Raw genomic sequence first — 19,291 nt, forward strand, 5'->3', positions numbered from 1 at the left:
TCGCAGGCCCTGACCGCACGGCGAACCGACCGGCACGTCCTCGTCGGGGGCCGGTCGGGAGTGGCCACTGCCACGTGCCGACCCCGCGCCGCAGCAGCCGCCGAGATGCACGTGGGCGTGGTCCGTCGGCCCGCGCACCGCCCTGGTGCGCATCTCGGCGCGGCGGGCGTGGGCGCCCGGCCTCTCACCGGGGGTTGTTCAGCTGAGGCGAACAGCGGGGTACGGCACATTGACCTGTTCCCGCTGCACCGGGAACCGTTGATGGCGAGGCCGGCGCCGCGAGCCGATCGGTCGTTCGTTCCGCTGACGTCCCGCACCCGGAGGTTCCCCACCATGTCCCTGCGCACCGCGCAGCAGTACCGCGACGGGCTCGTCGACGGCAGGCGCGTCTACTACCGGGGCGAGCGGGTCCCCGACGTCACCACGCACCCCGAGCTGCGCTCCGCCGTCGACCACTCCGCGCACTGCTTCTCCATCGCCGCCGACCTGCCCGACCTGGCCGTGCGCGAGGACGCCGAGATCGGCGACCACTCCGCCTTCTACCACCTGCCCCGCACCGCCGAGGACCTGCGCGCGCGAGGCTCACTCATCGAGGAGGTGTCACGGCGCGGCGCGGGCACGATCGTGCTCAAGGAGGTCGGGTCCGACGCGCTGTTCGCGCTGCTGCGCGCGACCGAGGGCGACGGGCTGGCCAACGCCCGCGCCTTCTACGACCGCTGCCGCCGCGAGGACCTCGCGCTCGCCGTCGCCCAGACCGACGTCAAGGGCGACCGGTCACTCGGCCCGTCACAGCAGGCCGACCCCGACCTCTACCTGCGGGTCGTCGACAGCGACGCCGAGTCGATCACGGTGCGCGGCGCGAAGACGCACACGTCGTTCTCCGCCAACGCCGACGAGATCGTCGTCCTGCCCACGCGCGCGATGGGCCCCGGCGACGCCGACTGGGCCGTGTCGTTCGCCGTTCCCGTCGACACCCCCGGCCTGAGCCTCTACGTCTCCCCCTACCTCGCCGGCGAGCGCGACGGGTTCGGCTTCCCGATCTCCTCGCGGCACAAGCTGCTCGAGTCGCTGACGGTGTTCGACGACGTCCGCATCCCCCGCGACCGCGTCTTCCTCGACCGCCGGCCCGAGCTGGCCGGACCGCTCGCGATCGCGTTCGTCGACTACCACCGGTTCACCGCGATCAACTACAAGCTGCCGCTGCTCGACCTGCTCGTCGGCGCCGCGCACCTCGTCGCCGAGGCCAACGGCATCACCCGCGCCGGCCACGTCCGCGACAAGATCGCGCGGCTCATCGCGTGGGCCGAGACCGTCCGCGGCCTCGCCGAGCTCTCCGCGCTGCGCGCCCGCGAAGGGGCGCAAGGGGTCTGGCTGCCCGACCCGCTGACCGTCAACACCGCGAAGTACACCTTCGCCCACGGCTACCACGAGGCCGCGGCCACGCTCGTCGACCTCGCCGGCGGGCTGCTCGCCACCGGCCCCGGCGTGGAGGACTGGGAGAGCCCCGGCATCCGGCCCGTGCTGGAGAAGTACTACGCCGCCGCGGTGCCTGCCGAGCAGCGGCTGCGCATCCTCAACCTGGTCGGCGACATCACCGCCCGCGACTACGGCGGCTACCAGTCCGTGCTGGCCACGCACGCCGAGGGGTCGTTGGAGGCGGAGAAGATGCAGATCGCGCGGTCCTTCGACGCCGGCCCCGCCATCGACTACGTCCGCGGCCTCGCGGGCCTGTAACCCCTTCCCCGCTCCCGCCGGGTTCGACGTGGGACTGGTTCGATCATGGTCCGCACCAGTCCCACGAACTCGGCGCAGAATCCCCTTCCGAGAGGACGACGACGTGACCTCGACATCCACCGACCCGCTCGCCGGGCGCACCATCCTCATGTCCGGCGGCAGCCGCGGCATCGGCCTCGCCATCGCGGTGGCCGCCGCCGGGCGCGGCGCCAACGTGGTGATCCTGGCCAAGACCGACACCCCCGACCCGCGGCTGCCCGGCACCGTCCACACCGCAGTCGAGGAGATCGAGGCCGCGGGCGGCGCCGGTCTCGCCGTCGTCGGCGACGTGCGCGAGGAGGCCGACGTCGAGCGCGCCGCCGCGGCGGCCGTCGAGCGCTTCGGCGGCATCGACGTCGTCGTCAACAACGCCTCCGCACTCAACCTCACCGGCACCGCCGACCTGACGCCCAAGCGCTACGACCTCATGCAGGACATCAACTCCCGCGGCACGTTCCTGCTGTTCCGGGCCGCGCTGCCGCACCTGCGGGAGTCGGACCGGGCCCGGGTCGTGACACTGTCACCGCCCATCACCACCGCCCCGCACTGGCTGGGCAAGTTCCCCGCCTACGCCCTGTCGAAGTTCGGTATGACGATCCTGACGCTGGGCTGGGCCGCCGAGTTCGCCGCCGACGGCATCGCCGCCAACTGTCTGTGGCCCGAGACCGCGATCAGCACCGCCGCGGTGCAGAACCTCCTCGGTGGCGACGAGACCGTCGCCCGCTGCCGCGAGCCGCGGATCATGGCCGACGCCGCGATGGCCCTTCTCGACCTGCCGCAGGACCGCACCGGCGAGGTGTTCCTCGACGTCGACGTCCTGCGCGAGGCCGGCGTCACCGACTTCGCCGGCTACGGCGGCGGCGACGACCCCGAGCTGGACTTCTTCGTCGACGAGCTGAGCAGGTAGAGCCGCCGTCGTACCGCGGGGTTCACACCGCGACGATCGTGACGGTCGCCGCGGTGCCGTCGACCTCGATCAGCGCGCCGTCGGGGATGCGGCCGGTCGCGTCGGCCGCCGAGACCACGCACGGGATCCCCAGCTCGCGGCTCACGATCGCCGCGTGCGAGAACGGGGCGCCCACGTCGACCACCACGGCCGACGCCGCGACGAACAGCGGCGTCCACGACGGGTCGGTGATCGGGGCGACGAGGATGTCGCCCGGCTCCAGCGCCGACGGGTCGTTCGGGTCGTGCAGGACCCGGGCCCGGCCCCGGGTGACGCCGGTGCAGCCCGAGACGCCCTGGATGGTCTCCCCCGCCACCGCGGCGGTGTGCGACTTGTCGGCCCGGCGCGTCCACTCCGACAGCGGCGGCGCCTCCCCGACGACGACGAACGGCGGCTCGTAGTCGAACAGCTCCAGGTAGGTCTTCTCCCGGTCGCGCACGACCTGGGTGAACTTCCCCGGGTCGGTCAGGTACGCGGGCAGCTCGTCGGCGAACAGCATGAAGACCTGCTTCTCGTCGTCGAGGTGGCCGGCCGCGGCGCCGCGGCGGCCCAGCTCGAGGGCGGGCAGGCGCAGCTCGTGCACCAGCATCGCCGACGTGGTCCGCGACCGCTCACGGCCCCGCAGCCACAGCGCGGCGGCGCGCAGCGCGACCTCGAACTGCCCGGCGGCCTCGGCGTTGCCCGCGACGAGCTCACGGACGGTCTTCGTGGCGGCCTCACGGTCGTCGGCACGCTGGGCGTTCTTGACCGAGGGCGCCTCGTCGTCGCTCACGCCGCGCATCCGGTCGACCGTGTGCAGCACCAGCTCCGGCTTGAGCGCCCACGTCGACGCCCGCAGCTCCCACTCGGCCGGGCCGCGGAACTCCCACTCGGTGAGGAACTCGTCGAGCGCGCCGCGGAACGCGATGACCTGCGGGTCGGTGCTCGCGGTGATCCGCTCGTACAGGCCGGGGACGCCGGCGTCGAACAGGGCGGCCACCGCACCGGAACGGGCGGTGCGGCTCAGCGCCCACATGCCGTTGGACGGGCCGGCGGAGTCGACGTCGCCGATGCCGCTGACCAGCGTCAGCCCGAGCTCCGGCTTACCGACGGCCGCAGCCAGCTGACCGATCGCGCCCAGACCGACGCCGGACTTGAGGCTCGACTCGATGTGGTGCTGGAAGAACCGGCGCTGCACGTCCGCGAACGCGGTGATCCGCTCGACCAGCTCCGCGTCGCCCAGGGCCGCGATGTCAGGACGCGCCGCCCGGATCGCGAGCACCTCGGCGCGGTCGGCGTCGTAGGCGGCGAGGTCCTCGGCGAGCAGGACGTCCTGCATCAGCCAGGCGCCGGCCTTCTCCGAGTACGCGGGATCGTCGTCGAAGTCGCGTTTCTCGCTCTCGTACGACGGGATGCCGGGCATGTCGCCGAAGTACTGCAGGTCGACCGCCTCGGCACCCATGCCGGGCACCCGCACACCGAACAGGCGCATCAGCGACATGTTGATGTAGAGGTAGCTGCCGAAGGCCGGGAGGATGTTGCGGTCGACCGCGGTGTCGTAGAGGTCGTGGTCCCAGACACCGCAGGCCACGAACGCGTCGCGCCAACCGGGTTCGAGGTTGGCCTGGAATCCCGCGGAGGCGTTCAGCGGGGAGATCGGGTCGGGGAAGATCTCCCCGACGTTGGCCCGCGAGTAGAGCGGGAACGTCGTCGAGGTGCGGTCGAAGATCGGCCAGTCGGTCACCGGAATCGGTCTCCCTCGTCACTGAGGCTCGGGAATCGAGCAGCTACCAGGAGCGTGGGCACGAGGCCCGCGAGTCGTCGGAGCGCGCTGCCTGGGCAGTTTCTGCGACGAGCGAGTCACATAGTCGCGCGCGGACGCCTGTGTGTCAAGCCACACAGCAGTGCCTTGCGGGTACGAACGACCGGCGGTGGAAGCGTCAGCGCGCGGCGGGGCCGGCGCCGACCTGGTCGGAGCCGGGCGCCGTGTCCACGGCAGACCCCTCGGCCGGGGCACCCGCCTCGACGATCGGCAGCGAGCGGTGCCACACCTGCGCGACTGCCGCCGCGAGCTGGTGGATCCGCTCCGGGCGCGGCGCCTCCGCCGGCAGCCCGATGTGCACGTAGGCGGTCTGCTCGATCGCCGACCCGAGGACGTCGGCCAGCAGCTCGAAATCAGCCTCGGCGAGACGTCCCTGCTGGTGCAGGCGGCGCAGCCACCGCGAGGTCCGCTCCACGTAGCTGCCGCGCTGGCGCAGCCACAGCTCGGCGAACCCGTCGTCCGAGCTGGTCGCGGCCGCCTCCCGCATCACCCGCAGGATGTGCCTGTTGCGGGCGTAGGAGGTGAAGTACGACGTGGTCAGCGCGACCATCGTGGCCAGGTCCACCCCGTCGCCGATGCCGCCGCGCGCCGTGGAGGCGTGCAGCTCGTCGAGGCTCGGACGCAGGGCTTCGAGGAAGATCTCGTTCTTGCTCTGGAAGTGGCGGTAGAAGTTGCCCTGCGACACCCCGGCCCGGAACACGATGTCGGAGATCCGGGTCCGGGCGTAGCCGTACTCGGAGAAGCAGCTCAGGGCGGCGTCGAGCAGTTCCTGACGGGTCCGCAGGCCGCGGACGTTCTTGCCGCGACGGACCGGGCGGCGTTCGTCCTCGGACATGGCGCGCCCTCTCGTCGATCGCAGCTTTGTGAACGGGCCTCACCATATCGCGGACCGGCGGCCGCGCCCGGTGCCCGCGCCGGGTGGTCGCCTCCCGAACACACCCGCGCGCAACCTGACGGTCGTCCCGGGGCGCCTGGACGACCGTCAGGTTGCGCGCGGTGTCGACGCCGGCCGGGCGGGCGCACGTGTCAGGCGACGCCGGGCGGGCGCGCGTGTCAGGCGACGCCGGGCGGGCGCGCGTGTCAGGCGGCGCCGGGTCGGTGGGCGTGCGGGTCAGGCGACGCGGCCCTGCTTGACCCGCACGGGCAGCCGCTTGATGCCGCGGAACCAGTTGCTGCGCAGGCGGTCCGGCTCGCCGAGGACCTCGATGTCGATGCCGCGGGCCAGCACCTGCTCGTAGAAGACGCGCGTCTCCATCCGGGCCAGGTGCGCGCCGAGACAGAAGTGCGGTCCGACGCCGAAGCCGAGGTGGCGGTTGGGGGTGCGGTCGAGGCGGAACTCGTCGGGGGCGTCGAAGACGCGTTCGTCGCGGTTGGCCGCGCCGAACCACAGGACGACCTTCTCCCCCGTGCGGACGGTCGTCCCGTGCAGCTCGACGTCGCTCAGCGCGGTGCGCCGCATGTGCACGACGGGCGAGGTCCAGCGGACCATCTCCTCGACCGCGCTGCGGCGCAACGCGTCGTCGCCCGCCCGCAGCCGCGGCCACAGGTCGTAGCGGGTCAGCGTGTCGACCGAGCCGGTGAGCAGGTTGCGGGTGGTCTCGTTCCCGGCAACGGTCAGCACCATGTAGTACGGGTTGAGCCAGTCCTGGGTGATCGGGGCGCCCCGGAACTCCGACTGCACGAGCGTGCTGACGATGTCGTCGCGCGGGCAGGCCCGGCGCTGCGCGGTGAGCTCGCCGAAGTAGGCGAACAGCTCGGCGCGGGCCTTGGCCGCGGTCTCGGGGCCTGCCGAGTACTCGGGGTCCTCGCTGCTCGACTCGTTGGTCCAGCGCAGCAGCAGGTCGGCGTCCTCGACCGGCACGCCGAGCATGGGTGCGAACACCAGCAGCGGCAGCCGGGACGCGATGACCTTGACGAAGTCGAACTCGCCCAGGTCGAGGGCCTCGTCGAGCAGCGCGGTGGTGACCTCCTCGACGCGCCCGGCCAGCTTCTCGACCGCGCGGGGCGAGAACGTGGTGGTCAGCAGCCGGCGCATGGGGCCGTGGTCGGGGGCGTCCATGTTGTGAATCTGGCGCGGCCCGTCGCCCTCGGCGCGGCGGCTGGGGATCTGGGTGCCGTCGGCGTTGCCGAACCGGGCCGCGTCCTTGGCGACGGCCTCGACGTCGGCGTAGCGCGTGAGCGACCAGAAGCCCTCGCCCTCGCCGGGACCGGGGTTCCAGAACAGCGGGGACTCGTCGCGCAGCCGCCGGAAGGCCTCACCGTCGCGGTCGGCGGCGAACATCTCGACGTCGAGGAGGTCGACGTCCTGGGGGTGGGACACGGGGCACGTGTTCGTCGCGACCATCGACCGACTCCGTCCGTTCGGGCGAGACTGTTCGGGGGCGGCGGCGCCCTGGAGGCGGCGACGCCCTGTTTTGCGACTGAGACTATACATCTCGGCCGACGGATGGAAGAGTGTCGACGGACAGCGACCACCGACGAGGACGGGGACGATGGACGCGACCAGCACCTCCGCCGGACCGGCGCGACGGATCGTGGTGACCGGTGCGGCGTCCGGCATCGGTGCGGCGCTGGCCGCGCGTCTCGCCGCCGCCGGGCACGAGGTCGTGGGCGTCGACCGCGACACCGGCGGCGTGCCGCCCGGGGTGGCCGCGGTGCGCTGCGACCTGACCGACGAGGCGGCGACCGCCGGCGCCGTGGCGCGGATCGCCGCGACGGGCGGGATCGACGGGCTCGCCGCCGTCGCGGGCGTGCCCGGCACGGCGCCCGCGGCCACCGTCCACGCCGTGAACGTCGTGGGCCTGCGCCGGTTCACCGAGGCCCTCGCGCCCTCGATCGGACCGGGCGGCGCGATCGTGCTGCTGTCGTCGATGGCGGGCTACCGCGGCACGGCCACCGCCGGGCAGGCCGACCACCTGCTCGGCCTCGACGACGAGGTGCTGACCGCTGAGCTGGGCGCGCTCGGCCTCGACGGCCCGGACGCCTACCAGCTGTCCAAGCAGCTCGTGCACCACTACACGATGCGACTGGCCGCCCGGCTGCACCCGGCCGGGGTGCGGGTGCTCAGCGTGAGCCCCGGCCCGGTCGAGACGCCGATCCTCGCCGACTTCCGCGCCACGATGGCGTCGCTCGACGTCGCGAGCGCGCTCGTCGGCCGCAACGCCCGGGCCGACGAGATCGCCGCGATCCTCGACTTCCTGCTGTCCCCCGGCGCGTCGTGGCTCAACGGTATCGACGTCCGTGCCGACGGTGGGTTGACCGCGCTCCGCACCGCCGGCGCACCAGCCCGGAGTGTGTGACTGGCCCGTCGCTTCACTTCGTCCTGTCCCGCTGATCCCGTCGCGGATGCGACTCGACCCCCGGAGGTGGCGTGTACCCCGGCACCGTGGCCGAGCTGGCCCCCCAGCGCCCGGCGATGATCGTCGCCGAGACCGGTGAGGTCCGCACCTACGCCGATCTCGACGACCGCAGCGCCCGCCTGGCCGCCTTGCTGCGCGCCCGCGGCGTCACGCCGGGCGACACTGTCCTGGTCGTGCTCGGCAACGACGTGCGCTGGGGCGAGACCGCCTGGGCGTGCTGGCGCAGCGGCCTGTACCTGGGCGCGGCCAACCGGCACCTCACCGGCGCGGAGCTGGTCCCGATCCTGCAGGACGCGGACCCGCGCGCGATCGTCACCTCGTCCGAGCTGCTGCCCGGGCTGCGGGCCGCCGCGCACGACGCGGGCCTGCCCGACACGCTGCTGTGGCTCGTGACCGACGACGGGTTCGACGAGGCCGTCGCCGCCACCCCGCGGGATGCCGGGTTCGTCGAGACCGCGGGCGGGCGGCTGTTGTTCAGCTCCGGCACGACGGGCAGGCCCAAGCCGTTCCGTGTGCCGCCGAGCGATGTCCACCCCGCGGAGCTGCCGGTCCGCTCGGCCGGGCTCATGCGCTCGCTGGAGTTCGACGACACCGGCAACGTCCTGCTCGTCCCCGGCCCCGCCTACCACGCCGGGCCGCTCGGCTTCCTGCAGTCGCTGCACCAGCTGGGCGGGACCGTCGTGCTCATGCAGCGGTTCGACCCGGAGGGTGCGCTCGCCGCGATCGAGCGGTACCGCGTCACCCACAGCCAGTGGGTGCCGACGATGTTCGTGCGGCTGCTGCGGCTGCCCGCCGAGGTCCGCGAGCGCCACGACCTGTCGTCGCACCGCGTCGCCGTGCACGCCGCCGCGCCGTGCCCGCCCGCCGTCAAGCAGGCGATGCTCGACTGGTGGGGCCCGATCGTGCACGAGTACTACGGCGCGAGCGAGGGGTACGGGCGCACCACGATCGGCCCCCACGAGTGGCTCGCCCACCCCGGCTCGGTCGGGCGTGCGGTCGGGTCGACGATCCACATCGCCGACGACGCCGGCCGGCTCCTCCCGCCGGGCGAGGTCGGGACCGTGTGGTTCGCGAAGCCGGGCGCCGCGCTCCCGGCCCGCGCCGACGACGGCTCGGCCGACCTCGCGGCCGCCCCCGGCTGGGGCGCGGTCGGCGACCTCGGCCGCCTCGACGACGACGGCTACCTCTACCTGACGGGCCGCAGCGGCCAGACGATCATCACCGGCGGCGTCAACGTCTACCCGCGCGAGGTCGAGGACGTGCTGGTCACGCATCCCGCGGTGGCCGACGTCGCGGTCCTCGGCGTGCCCGACCCGGAGTTCGGCGAACAGGTGAAGGCCGTCGTCGTCCCGGAGAGCCGCGTTGCGGGCGCCGGCCCCGCACTCGCCGACGAGCTCGTCGAGTTCTGCCGGGAACGGCTGGCGGGTTTCAAGTGCCCCCGCTCGGTCGACCTCGTCGCCGCGCTCCCCCGCAGCGACGCCGGCAAGGTCCGGCTCCAGGAGCTGCGTGAGCGCTACCTGCCCGCCCGCTCCGATCGGAGCACCTGATGGAACTCCTGCTCGTCCGCCACGGCCGGCCGCATCGCCAGCACGCCGCCGACGGCGACGGCGCCGACCCGCACCTGACCCCGCAGGGCCGCGCCGAGGCCGACCTGCTCGCCGACTACCTCGCCGATCACCCTGCGACGGCACCGACGGTCGTCTACAGCAGCCCGATGCGCCGCGCCCGGCAGACCGCCGAGGCCATCACGTCGCGGCTGGTCGTCCCGCTGCGCGTCGACGACCGGTTGCGCGAGTTCGACCACGGCGCCCCGAGCTACGTGCCGCTGGAGCTCACCGCGCCCGGCCAGACGCAGGCCGAGCTGTGGCGCGCGCTCGAGACCGGGGTGTGGGGCAGGCACACGTTCGACCCCGACGCGTTCGCCCGCCGCATCGATGCCGTGTTCGACGAGATCATCGCGACGAACCGCTCGACGACGGTCGCCGTCGTGTGCCACGGCGGCGTGCTCAACTCCTTCCTGGGCGGGGTGCTGGCCCGGCCGCGGGGCATGTTCTTCCAGCCGGAGTACACGTCGGTGTGCCGCGTCGTCGCCTCCGGGCGGGGACGCCGGCTGCTCACCTTGAACGAGACGACCCACCTGCAGCTGGGCCGGGCGGCCGAGCCCGACGCGGTCCGCGACCGCAGGCACGCCTGATCCCCGACACGAACGAGAGGCCGACGGTGACCACACACGACACGACGACGGCGACCGACGCCCGGCTGCTGGTCCTGCACGCGTTGCGGCTCACGGGGTTCGCCGGTGCCGACCGCGTCGCGACCGCGACCGGGCTCGACGAGGCGACGGTGGCCGACACCCTCGCCGCCGCGGCCGCCGACGGGCGCGCCGTCGAACGCGCCGGCCGGATCAGCGGGTGGATGCTCACCGAGCAGGGCCGGGCCACGCACGCCGCCCTGCTCGCCGACGAGCTCACCCGCCACGACGCGCGCGTCGCCGTCGAGACCGCCGATGCCGCGTTCCTGCAGCTCAACGAGCCGTTCAAGGCCTTGTGTGCGCGCTGGCAGCTGCGTCCCGACGGCAGCGTCAACGACCACGCCGACCCCGCCTACGACGACGCCGTCGTGGCCGACCTCGGGCCGGTGCACGCGCAGGTCGTCGCGATCACCGGGCGGCTCGCGCAGGTGCTGGCCCGGTTCGGGCGCTACCCGCGGGCGTTCGCCGCGGCCCGTGACCGGCTCGTCGCCGGCGACCGCACCGCGTTCGCGAAACCGTTGTCGGACAGCTATCACGACGCCTGGATGGAGCTGCACCAGGACCTGTTGAGCACGCTGGGCCGCGAGCGTTCCGCCGCCGACGGGCACTGAGGTGGCGGTCGACGTGTCCGTCCGCGCCGCGGAGCACCTGTTCGCCTTCGACCACCCGCACGCCGTCGCGCCCCGCGAGCTCACCGGGCTGCTGGGCGGGAAGGGCGCGGGGCTGGCCGAGATGACGTCGGTGCTGGGGCTGCCCGTGCCGCCGGGGTTCACCGTCGGGCTGCCGGTGTGCCTGGCCTACCGCCGCGACGGCTGGCCCGCCGACCTCGACGACGCCCTCGCCGCGCACGTCGCCGCGCTGGAGACGCGGATCGGCAGGCGCCTCGGCGACCCGGCCGATCCGCTGCTGGTCGCCGTGCGCAGCGGGGCGCCGCGATCGATGCCGGGCATGCTCGACACCGTCCTCAACCTGGGGCTGACCGACGCGACCGTCGACGGGCTGGCCGCGGTGTCCGGCGACGCCGTCTTCGCCTGGGACAGCTACCGCCGTTTCCTCACCATGTACGCGACGACCGTGCTCGGCGTCCCCCAGGACGCCCTCCCCGCCGGTGCGGCACCCACCGACGAGGCGGGTCTGCGGGCCCGGGTCGCCGACCTCAAGGCGCGGATCGCGGCCGCCGGCGCCGAGGTGCCGCAGGACCCGGCCCGGCAGCTGCGCGGCGCCGTCGAGGCCGTCTTCCGCAGCTGGGACAGCCCGCGGGCCCGCGCCTACCGCGCCCACGAGGGCATCGACGACGACCTGGGCACCGCGGTCAACGTGCAGGCCATGGTGTTCGGCAACCGCGACGACCGTTCCGGCACCGGCGTCGTGTTCACCCGCGACCCGGCGACCGGCGAGAACCGCGCCTACGGCGACTTCCTGCCCCGCGCCCAGGGTGAGGACGTCGTCGCCGGGACCGCCCGCACCCTGACGCTCGCCGACATGGCGGCGCGGCTGCCCGAGGCGCACCGCGAGCTGAGCGAGCGGCTCGGCGCGCTCGAGCGGCACTACCGGGACATGTGCGACGTCGAGTTCACCGTCGAGTCGGGGACGTTGTTCATCCTGCAGACCCGTGTCGGCAAACGTGGCGCCGTCGCGGCCGTGCGGCTCGCCGCCGAGCTGGCGGCGGACCCGTCGATCGCGCTGACCCGGGACGAGGCCCGGGCCCGGCTCGACGACGCGACGATCGACCGGGCCCGCGCCGAGGTGGTCGCCGCCGCCCGCCGGGGCGCGGCGGCGGGTGCGCTCGTCCGTGGGTTGGGGGCGTCACCGGGCCGGGTCAGCGGCGCCGTCGTGCTCGACGCCGACGCCGCGGCCGACGCCGAGGGACCGGTCGTGCTCGTGCGCCCGGAGACCAACCCCGAGGACGTGCACGGCATGGCCGTGTCCGTCGGCATCCTGACCAGCACCGGCGGGCTCGTCAGCCACGCCGCCGTCGTCGCGCGCGGCTGGGGCATCCCGGCCGTGGTCGGCGCGCAGGAGTTGGTCGTCGGTCCCGCCGACGTCCGCACCCGGGAGGGCGAGGTGCTGTTCGCGACCGGCGACACCATCACGATCGACGGCACGACCGGCGAGGTGTGGCTCGGCGCGGCGACCGACGACGGTGGCACCGCCGGGCTCACCGACGACGAGATCGTCGCCCGCGACCTGCCCGCGCTCGCCGTCCTGCTCGGGGACGTGTCCGGTCAGCCGGTGGCCCGGACGTCCTCCAGCATGTCGAGCGCGAACCCGACGTAGCGCCGCGCGATCTGCTCGGGCGTCGACGGTCCACCCGGCCGGTACCAGTCGGTCAGCGCCGTGCACATCGTCACCACGGCCCGCGACGCCTCGTGCGGATGGTCGGTCCGGAACGCGCCCGCGGCGACGGCGGCGTCGACCTCCGCGTCGACCATGCGCTGCTGCCGGGTCCGCAGCCCGGCGACCCGGCGCCGGTTGGCCTCGGTGAAGCTGCGCATCTCCGTGTTGCCGACGAACGCCAGCTCGGCGCGGTGGCTGTGGTACAGGGCGAGGTTCTCGACGAGCAGGCAGAACCTGTCGACGGGGTCGCTGCCCTCGGCGCGCGCGGCGTCGGCCCGCCTGCCCAGGTCGGCCATCGTGACCTCCACCAGGGCCAGCAGGATCTGTTGTTTCCCGGCGAAGTGGTGGTAGAGCCCGCTGACCGACAGCCCGCACCGCGAGGCGATGCGACGCATGGTCGCGCCGTGGTAGCCGACGGCCAGGAACTCGGCGCGGGCCGCGTCGAGCACCGGGTCGAGGTCGAGCGGGTCGTAGCGACGCCAGTCGGTCACCTCGCGGCGGGGCTCCGACGACGCCTCGGGGGCCCGCGGGGTGCGCCCGTCGAGGATGTCGCCGACCGGGACGTCGAGGGCCGCGGCGATCACGCCGAGCCGGTCGACGGTCAGCCGGGTGCGGCCGTGCTCGATCTGGCTGAGCGTCGAGGGACTGACCCCGATCCGGGCGGCCAGCATGCGCAGCCCCGCACCCCGGGCGAGCCGGGCAGCCCGGACGGACGCGCCGACGCGCTGCGCGTCGTCCACCGCCATGGGGCCACGCTACCCGAACGCCACGGTGGGCTCGGTGGGCCGATTCGGCGGGCGCGGGGACCGCACCCGGCTCTGGGCCCCGAGCGTGTGGCCCGGTGGAGCGCGGGCAGCGCTTCCCTAACCCCGCCATCTGAAGTAGCGTCCGCGCCACCAATTTTGCGGAGAGCAACGCACCGGCTCCCGCCATCCCGTGAGATCGAGACGAGCCCCGATGCGTCACACCCAGCACGCCGACTACGCGCTTCGTGTGCTCATGTACCTGCGGGTCGCGCCGCAGCGCCGCGGCTCCATCGCCGACATCGCCACCGCGCACAAGATCTCCCGCACCCACCTGGACAAAGTCGTCCGCCGGATGGCTGCCGCCGACCTCGTGCAGACCACACGGGGCCGCGGCGGGGGCGTCCAGCTCGTACGCGACTCCTCGACCATCACCGTGGGCGACGTCATCCGTGCGATGGAGGACGACTTCGCGGTCGTCGAGTGCCTCGGCGCGGCCCGCTTCTGCCAGGTCGCCGGGGTGTGTGGCGCCCGGAACGTGTTCGCGCGTGCGGTCGACTCCTACTTCGCCGAGCTCGACCGCGCGAGCATCGACGACATCGCGGCCAACGACGACGGCCTTCGTGGAGCGTTGGAGTTCCGCAATCGCTCGGCCGAGCCGTAGGCCCGGCACAGCCGGAGTCGCACGGCGCACCGATCCGACGACGGAGGGAGGATGCACATGGCGATCGACTTCGCGCTGACCCCCCGCCAGCGCACGCTGAAGTACGAGGTCCGGGAGTTCGCCCGCGAGATCGTGCGCCCGGCAGCGGAGCGCGCCGACGCGCTCGCCGACCCGCAGGCATCCTTCGCGGCGATGAAGTCGGCCTTCGCGCACGCTCACCGGATGGGGCTGACCACAGGGTTCCTGCCCGCGAAGTACGGCGGTGGTGGGGCATCGAACATCGAGCTGCTCCTTGCCAGCGAGGAACTCGCCGCCGTCGACGCAGGGTTTGCGACGACGCTCCTGATCAACGGCCTGGCCCTGCTCCCGTTGGCGTGGTTCGGTCCGGAGGAGCTGTGTGAGCGGTGGATCGGCGCCGCGACAGCACCTGACCGGACCGACTTCCTCGCGGGCTGGGTCGTCAGCGAGCGCGGCGGGACCGCCAACTTCGACCATCCCGACCCAGGTGCCGGCATCCAGCTGTTCGCCGAGCACGACCGAGGCTCCGGCGAGTACGTCCTCAACGGCGAGAAGCACTGGCCCGGGAACGCGGGCGGCTGGGATCTCCAGGGCGCCGACGTCAACATCTGCGTTGTCCGTACCGACCGTCGACGTGGCGGCCGCGACTGCTTGTCGGTGGCCGCGGTGGAGCGCGGGACCGCGGGCGTCGATTTCCGGGTCATCGACAAGATCGGCCATCGGACCTGTCAGAACGTGACGATGACCTTCCGCGACGTCCGGGTCCCGGAAAAGAACGTCTTCGCCCACGGCGACGGCGACCTGGTGATCAACCGTGCCTTCACGTGGTCGGGCCCCGTGGCGGCGATCGCGGCGATCGGCGTGGCCCGCGCAGCGTACGACTTCGCACTGAAGTGGGCTCGAACGTACACCGGCGGCGGGTCCTCGCCGATCATCGCCCATCAGGCCGTCGGGCACCTGCTCGCCGACGTCGCTGCACGGATCGAGGCCGGCCGGTACATGTGCTGGAAGACGGCGCACTACCTCGACACCCACGAGGACGCCGGCCACGCGCTCGGCGCGATGAACAAGGTCTACTGCACGGACCTGATGCACGAGGTGGTCACCGACTGCATGCGCATCGTGGGCGTCAACGCGCTCGACAAGAAGTTCGGCATGGAGAAGCTCTACCGCGACGCGATCGCCTTCCCCCTCTACGACGCGGGCAACATCGGGATGCAGCGCCGTCGCGCCTGGGGTGTCATGGCTGACACCGGCTTCACGCCCGACCTCATCGCCGATGGTGACGCCATCGCCTTCACCAGGTCGATGGAGGGATACGGGATCTGAGGCAGGGCCGGGACCGGCGCCGAGTGCCCCCGAGACGTCCCACCCGCAGGTCGACGCGCCGGCTCGGCCGGGGCTGCGCCAGGAACGTCGGGAGCGTGGGCAGTGCACGGCCACGGAGGCCCCGCGTCCGACTGCCGGTTCCGCCACAATCCGGAACACGGCGTACCGATTAGGGACAAGAAGGCAGGCAGCTCACGTCCGCCCCCTCCCCCGACGGTTCCGCCGACGTCCACCCACCCGTCGCCGCCAGCCTTCCGCGTGCCTCACGGTCTCCCCAACGGTGGCGACATTTGCGCTGGTCAGCGGCGTCCTTGCTCGACAACGCGATCCAAAGTAGCATCTCCGACACCAATTCACCGCCGCCTGTTCACCGACTCCGATCCTCACCGCCGAGATCGAGACGAGCGCCGATGCGCCCTCCACAGCACGCTGATCACGCGCCGCGTGACGCGACGTACCAGCGCGGGGAACCCTGGGGCCGCCACCCGATCGGTGCCCCCGCGACCGTTCGTCGGTTCTGGCGGCACCACCTGGCCAAGGCCGGCGCCTCGCCATGGATCGGACGGTCGACGACGGCGCTGTGAGCTCGGGAGGTCCGTGCGGTGCCGGCCCGGTACGCACCCGGTCGACCCGTCGGAACGAGCAGCCAGGGAGCCGGCGCGATGCAAAGGAGCATTGCAATGCAGACAACCACGGTGCCCCAGAGACGTGCGGGCGCTCGGAGGCGCACTGTGACCTGCGCCGGTCCGACCGAGGGCGTCCCGCACGACCGGCGAGCCGGCACCCTCAGCGCGTGGGGAGCCTTCGTCGGCGGCGACGACGAGGCAGCCGGCGCTGTCGTACCCCGCCACATCCTGAGCTCCTGGCGTCGGTGTCGTGACGTGTACGACCTCGACCCGCTTCGCCCCCTGGTGCCGGCCGTCGGCCCGCCCTGCTCGCCCCGGCACCGCGGCCTGTACGCCCACCTCGGCGGCATCACCTCGGCCGTCGTCCGTGCCGTCGGCGGTTGCATCGCGACCGTGAGCGACGGCCACGGCCGGGTCATCGCGGTCTGGACCGATGCCCGGCTCCGCAGGAACGCCGACACGAGCAGCCTCGATCCGCAGTTCTGCTGGTCCGAGGACGCCGCCGGAACGAACGGAACAGGCATGGCCCTCCTCCGCCGGGGCGTTGTCGCGGTGCGCGGTCCGGAGCATTGGCGTGCGGAGATGCACGACTGGAACTGTGTCGGTGCGGCGCTCACCGATCCCGTCCTCGGGGAACCGGTGGCGTCGATCAGCATCTCGAGTCGATGCGAGGAGACTGTCGCCACTGTTGCACGGCGCCTCGACGACGAGTTGGCCGAACCCCGCCGGCACCTAGCACGACAAGCTGCTCGCGATGCGGCGAGCATGGGCCGGGCCTGCGCGCGCGAGCAGCTCAGAGGGCTGGGAGCCGTCGTCGGGCTCGATCTCGGAGGCGGCATCGTCGCCGGGGACATCGGGCCCCGACGCCGGCCCGGCGCGGGCACGGAGCCGGACCCGACGTTGCGGGCGATCGCCCGCACCGGCCTCGCCGAGGTCGCGACCAACCCCGAGTGGCGCACCACCTTTGCGCCGGGGCCGCCACTCGCCCACGCCGACGAGCTGTTCGAGATGCGGCTAGTCGAGGGCCCTGACGGGCCTGCCGGCTGGTTGTTGGTCGAGACCGACCACCCCGGCGAGCCGTCGGCCGCCGGCCGCCCTGCAAATCGCAGCGAACGTGTGGCGGCCGAGGGTGATCGCTACGTACTGCTCCTCGATCCGCATGAGATCCGCTTCGCGGAGGCTCAGGGTCATTCCGTCTGGCTCGTCACCGACCGAGGCAGGTTGCGGGCCATGATCCGCGGGATCGACAACATGGAGCGGCGGCTCGCGGAACACGGTTTCGTCCGCGTCCATCGCAGCTTTCTCGTCAACCCGGACAGAGTGCAGCGGATCGACCAGAAGGGCAACGGCGTGATCACGCTGAGTACCGACCAGGCCCGGCCCGAGGACATCCCAGTCTCACGGCGGAGCACGCACGCCGTCAGGCAACTCCTGGGTCTGTGAGCGGCAGTCCGGGGTGGCGACGGTTCCGGCAGTCGTGGCGTGCGGTTTGCGGTGTGGATGGGGCGCGACGGTCCAGGCCGTCGCGGCACTTCGATGGCGCCCGGGATCGACCAGGGGGTTCGGATGGTTCGAGGCCACGGTTCGCCGGCGTCCGCGCAGCCCGTTCGCAGGCTCGGGTCCGTCATTCGTGACACCACGCCGCTGTCCGTTGCCACGGCCTTCCCCCGTTCGCCCGCCGTTGACATGCTGGCCTCGTGCTCGGGCCGCCCGACTTCGTCCCGGCACACGCCGTCATGGGCGGTCCGTGGCGTCACTCCGCAGCGACACTCGCCGTCGCTGTGCAGGTCCCCGGTCGAGTATCTCAACGAGAGGTTTCCGACAATGGCGTTCGATTTCACTCTCACAGCTGAGCAACAGAAGCTCCAGAACAGCGCTCGGGAGTTCGCACAGGAGGTCCTTGCGCCGATTGCTCGAACGGTCGACGAGGAGCCCGACCCGTTGCGCGGGTTCCAGCTGATGAAGCCCGCATACGCCGAGGCGGTCGAGCGGGGGATCGCGTACAGCATGCTTCCCGCGGAGTACGGGGGTGGCGGGCTGTCGAATGTCGACTTCCTCATCGCAGCGGAGGAGATCCAGGCAGTCGATCCCGGGTTCGGGACCACCGTCCTCGTCAACGGACTCGGTCTGATGCCGGTCTGGTACTACGGGACCGAGGAGCAGAAGCAGCGGTTCATCAGCCGTGCGACCGCCGACACCTCGGGCGAGTTCATCGTCGGCTACGCCGCCAGCGAGCCTCCGGGCTCCCCGGGCGGCACCGCGAACTTCGACGCCCCCGCCGCCGGGGGCGCCGGCATGGCGGTGGCCGCGGTCCGCGACGGCGACGACTACGTCATCAACGGGCGCAAGTACTGGCCCTGCAACGTCGCGGGATGGGACGGGCAGGGGGCCGATCTCAATCTCGTCGTCGTGCGGACGGACTCCGAGGCCGACGGCACCTCGGGGCTGTCGGCGATCATCGTCGAGCGCGGAACACCCGGGGTCACGTACAACCTGATCAGCACTGTAGGGCAACGCAGCGCGCAGAACTCGGAGATCATCTTCGACAACGCCCGCGTTCCGGCTGCGAACCTCATCGAAGGAACAGCCGGCAACGGCGACCTCCTGATCAACCGCAACTTCGCGTGGTCCGGCCCGGTCGCGGGGATCGGTGCTGTCGGGATCGCCAGAGCCGCCTACGAGGCCGCGCTCGACTTCGCCAAGACCTACACCGCGGGTGGCGCGTCACCGATCATCAATTTCCAATACCCCGGGTACGTCCTCGGCGACGTCGCAGCCAAGATCGAGGCCGCGCGGGCGTTCTGCTACAAGACCGCGCACTACATCGACACCCACGACTACCACGGCGAGATGATCGGGGCGATGTCGAAGGTCTTCAGCACGGAGCTGATGTTCGACTGCGTTTACAAGTGCATGCAGGTCGTCGGTGTCAACTCGCTGGACCGCAAGCACGACTTCGGCCGGCTGCTGCGTGAGGCCGCGGTCTTCCCGCTCTACGACGCGGGAAACTTCGGAATGCAGCGCCGCCGCGTCCACGGGGTGATGGCCGACCCGTCGTTCGACCCGAGGACGGTGATGGACCACAAGTTCCAGCCCTTCACCAAGGAGATGGAGGGCATCGGAACGGTACAGGGGCGCTGACCCCTCAGCCGCCCCACCGAACGGGCCACGAGCGACCGCCCAGCTGCTCGTGTCCTCTCCGCGGACGGGCCCGTCGCCCCCTCGACGGGCCCGTCCCCCTGACCAGCAGCCCCACCACCGTGAGGACGAGGACCGGCTTCGCGCCGTCTACGCCGACGACGCCGCCACCCTGCTCCAGGTCGCTCACATCGTTGCCGCCGAGTTCGCCACGATCGCCGCCGCGAACGACCACTGGCGCCACACCGAAGATCAGTGAGGTATCCGGACATGAAGATCCTGGCCAGGCCGACCCTCGTCGCGACT

16 protein-coding genes are annotated in these 19,291 nt (G+C 72.6%); 12 read left to right on the forward strand and 4 right to left on the reverse strand.

Features of this window, described 5'->3' with window-relative positions; all coding sequences use genetic code 11:
- The first annotated feature begins 333 nt into the window (after window positions 1–333).
- Together PSU4_RS24085 and PSU4_RS24090 are read left to right on the forward strand one after the other, a co-directional pair.
- A complete protein-coding gene (locus tag PSU4_RS24085) occupies window positions 334–1,734 on the forward strand; it encodes a 4-hydroxyphenylacetate 3-hydroxylase N-terminal domain-containing protein (protein WP_147112829.1) in 1,401 nt (466 codons plus the stop codon).
- Between the two features lie 103 nt (window positions 1,735–1,837).
- On the forward strand, window positions 1,838–2,680 hold the full coding sequence (locus PSU4_RS24090) for an SDR family oxidoreductase (RefSeq protein WP_281290729.1): 843 nt from the start codon (window positions 1,838–1,840) through the stop codon (window positions 2,678–2,680).
- Between the two features lie 22 nt (window positions 2,681–2,702).
- On the opposite strand, the gene PSU4_RS24095 is transcribed toward PSU4_RS24090, so the two are convergent.
- The 3 genes from PSU4_RS24095 to PSU4_RS24105 form a co-directional block, all read right to left on the reverse strand.
- Entirely contained in the window at window positions 2,703–4,442 is a 1,740-nt protein-coding gene (locus tag PSU4_RS24095; RefSeq protein ID WP_147112832.1) for a PEP-utilizing enzyme, read from the reverse strand.
- 196 nt (window positions 4,443–4,638) lie between these two features.
- On the reverse strand, window positions 4,639–5,355 hold the full coding sequence (locus PSU4_RS24100) for a TetR/AcrR family transcriptional regulator (protein WP_147112835.1): 717 nt from the start codon (window positions 5,353–5,355) through the stop codon (window positions 4,639–4,641).
- A gap of 276 nt (window positions 5,356–5,631) precedes the next feature.
- A complete protein-coding gene (locus PSU4_RS24105; protein ID WP_222596378.1) occupies window positions 5,632–6,864 on the reverse strand; it encodes a cytochrome P450 in 1,233 nt (410 codons plus the stop codon).
- Window positions 6,865–7,012: 148 nt separating this feature from the next.
- Here PSU4_RS24105 and PSU4_RS24110 point away from each other — a divergent pair, with 148 nt between their 5' ends.
- The 5 genes from PSU4_RS24110 to PSU4_RS24130 all read left to right on the forward strand — a co-directional run bounded on the left by PSU4_RS24110 (window position 7,013) and on the right by PSU4_RS24130 (window position 12,407).
- Window positions 7,013–7,819: an SDR family oxidoreductase gene (locus tag PSU4_RS24110; protein WP_147112837.1), complete on the forward strand. Its 807-nt coding sequence runs from the start codon at window positions 7,013–7,015 to the stop codon at window positions 7,817–7,819.
- Window positions 7,820–7,890: 71 nt separating this feature from the next.
- The gene (locus tag PSU4_RS24115) at window positions 7,891–9,426 is read left to right on the forward strand and encodes an AMP-binding protein (RefSeq protein WP_147112840.1); all 1,536 of its coding nucleotides are present in this window, start codon (window positions 7,891–7,893) and stop codon (window positions 9,424–9,426) included.
- Entirely contained in the window at window positions 9,426–10,073 is a 648-nt protein-coding gene (locus tag PSU4_RS24120) for a histidine phosphatase family protein (protein ID WP_147112843.1), read from the forward strand. The genes PSU4_RS24115 and PSU4_RS24120 overlap by 1 nt, the downstream gene beginning before the upstream one ends.
- Window positions 10,074–10,099: 26 nt before the next feature.
- Complete coding sequence (locus tag PSU4_RS24125) at window positions 10,100–10,741, forward strand: MarR family transcriptional regulator (protein WP_147112846.1); 642 nt, start codon at window positions 10,100–10,102, stop codon at window positions 10,739–10,741.
- A gap of 13 nt (window positions 10,742–10,754) precedes the next feature.
- Window positions 10,755–12,407, forward strand: a complete 1,653-nt coding sequence (locus PSU4_RS24130) for a PEP/pyruvate-binding domain-containing protein (RefSeq protein WP_186817151.1) — start codon at window positions 10,755–10,757, stop codon at window positions 12,405–12,407.
- On the opposite strand, the gene PSU4_RS24135 is transcribed toward PSU4_RS24130, so the two are convergent.
- Complete coding sequence (locus PSU4_RS24135; protein WP_147112849.1) at window positions 12,356–13,213, reverse strand: TetR-type transcription factor C-terminal domain-containing protein; 858 nt, start codon at window positions 13,211–13,213, stop codon at window positions 12,356–12,358. The genes PSU4_RS24130 and PSU4_RS24135 overlap by 52 nt on opposite strands.
- Before the next feature lie 211 nt (window positions 13,214–13,424).
- Here PSU4_RS24135 and PSU4_RS24140 point away from each other — a divergent pair, with 211 nt between their 5' ends.
- The 5 genes from PSU4_RS24140 to PSU4_RS24160 all read left to right on the forward strand — a co-directional run bounded on the left by PSU4_RS24140 (window position 13,425) and on the right by PSU4_RS24160 (window position 19,244).
- Entirely contained in the window at window positions 13,425–13,874 is a 450-nt protein-coding gene (locus PSU4_RS24140) for an RrF2 family transcriptional regulator (RefSeq protein ID WP_147112852.1), read from the forward strand.
- Between the two features lie 57 nt (window positions 13,875–13,931).
- Window positions 13,932–15,221, forward strand: a complete 1,290-nt coding sequence (locus PSU4_RS24145; protein WP_147112855.1) for an acyl-CoA dehydrogenase family protein — start codon at window positions 13,932–13,934, stop codon at window positions 15,219–15,221.
- A 680-nt stretch (window positions 15,222–15,901) separates the two neighbouring features.
- Window positions 15,902–17,290: a LytR/AlgR family response regulator transcription factor gene (locus tag PSU4_RS24150; RefSeq protein ID WP_507763234.1), complete on the forward strand. Its 1,389-nt coding sequence runs from the start codon at window positions 15,902–15,904 to the stop codon at window positions 17,288–17,290.
- A gap of 381 nt (window positions 17,291–17,671) precedes the next feature.
- Window positions 17,672–18,988 carry an acyl-CoA dehydrogenase family protein gene (locus tag PSU4_RS24155; protein WP_147112861.1) on the forward strand — a complete coding sequence of 439 codons (1,317 nt, stop codon included), beginning with the start codon at window positions 17,672–17,674 and terminating at the stop codon, window positions 18,986–18,988.
- A gap of 49 nt (window positions 18,989–19,037) precedes the next feature.
- Window positions 19,038–19,244, forward strand: coding sequence for a hexameric tyrosine-coordinated heme protein (locus tag PSU4_RS24160; protein WP_222596379.1), 207 nt, complete (start codon window positions 19,038–19,040; stop codon window positions 19,242–19,244).
- Window positions 19,245–19,291: the final 47 nt, after the last annotated feature.

Origin of the sequence: Pseudonocardia sulfidoxydans NBRC 16205 (genome assembly GCF_007989085.1) — a bacterium.
GTDB classification, from domain to species: Bacteria; Actinomycetota; Actinomycetes; order Mycobacteriales; family Pseudonocardiaceae; genus Pseudonocardia; species Pseudonocardia sulfidoxydans.

What these genes read in the sequence shown, in the direction of transcription:
- PSU4_RS24105 (WP_222596378.1), bottom strand. Translation starts at nt 6,864, where the DNA reads ATGGTCGCGACGAACACGTGCCCCGTGTCCCACCCCCAGGACGTCGAC.
- PSU4_RS24110 (WP_147112837.1), top strand. Translation starts at nt 7,013, where the DNA reads ATGGACGCGACCAGCACCTCCGCCGGACCGGCGCGACGGATCGTGGTG.
- PSU4_RS24100 (WP_147112835.1), bottom strand. Translation starts at nt 5,355, where the DNA reads ATGTCCGAGGACGAACGCCGCCCGGTCCGTCGCGGCAAGAACGTCCGC.
- PSU4_RS24120 (WP_147112843.1), top strand. Translation starts at nt 9,426, where the DNA reads ATGGAACTCCTGCTCGTCCGCCACGGCCGGCCGCATCGCCAGCACGCC.
- PSU4_RS24085 (WP_147112829.1), top strand. Translation starts at nt 334, where the DNA reads ATGTCCCTGCGCACCGCGCAGCAGTACCGCGACGGGCTCGTCGACGGC.
- PSU4_RS24140 (WP_147112852.1), top strand. Translation starts at nt 13,425, where the DNA reads ATGCGTCACACCCAGCACGCCGACTACGCGCTTCGTGTGCTCATGTAC.
- PSU4_RS24150 (WP_507763234.1), top strand. Translation starts at nt 15,902, where the DNA reads ATGCAGACAACCACGGTGCCCCAGAGACGTGCGGGCGCTCGGAGGCGC.
- PSU4_RS24155 (WP_147112861.1), top strand. Translation starts at nt 17,672, where the DNA reads ATGGCGTTCGATTTCACTCTCACAGCTGAGCAACAGAAGCTCCAGAAC.
- PSU4_RS24145 (WP_147112855.1), top strand. Translation starts at nt 13,932, where the DNA reads ATGGCGATCGACTTCGCGCTGACCCCCCGCCAGCGCACGCTGAAGTAC.
- PSU4_RS24135 (WP_147112849.1), bottom strand. Translation starts at nt 13,213, where the DNA reads ATGGCGGTGGACGACGCGCAGCGCGTCGGCGCGTCCGTCCGGGCTGCC.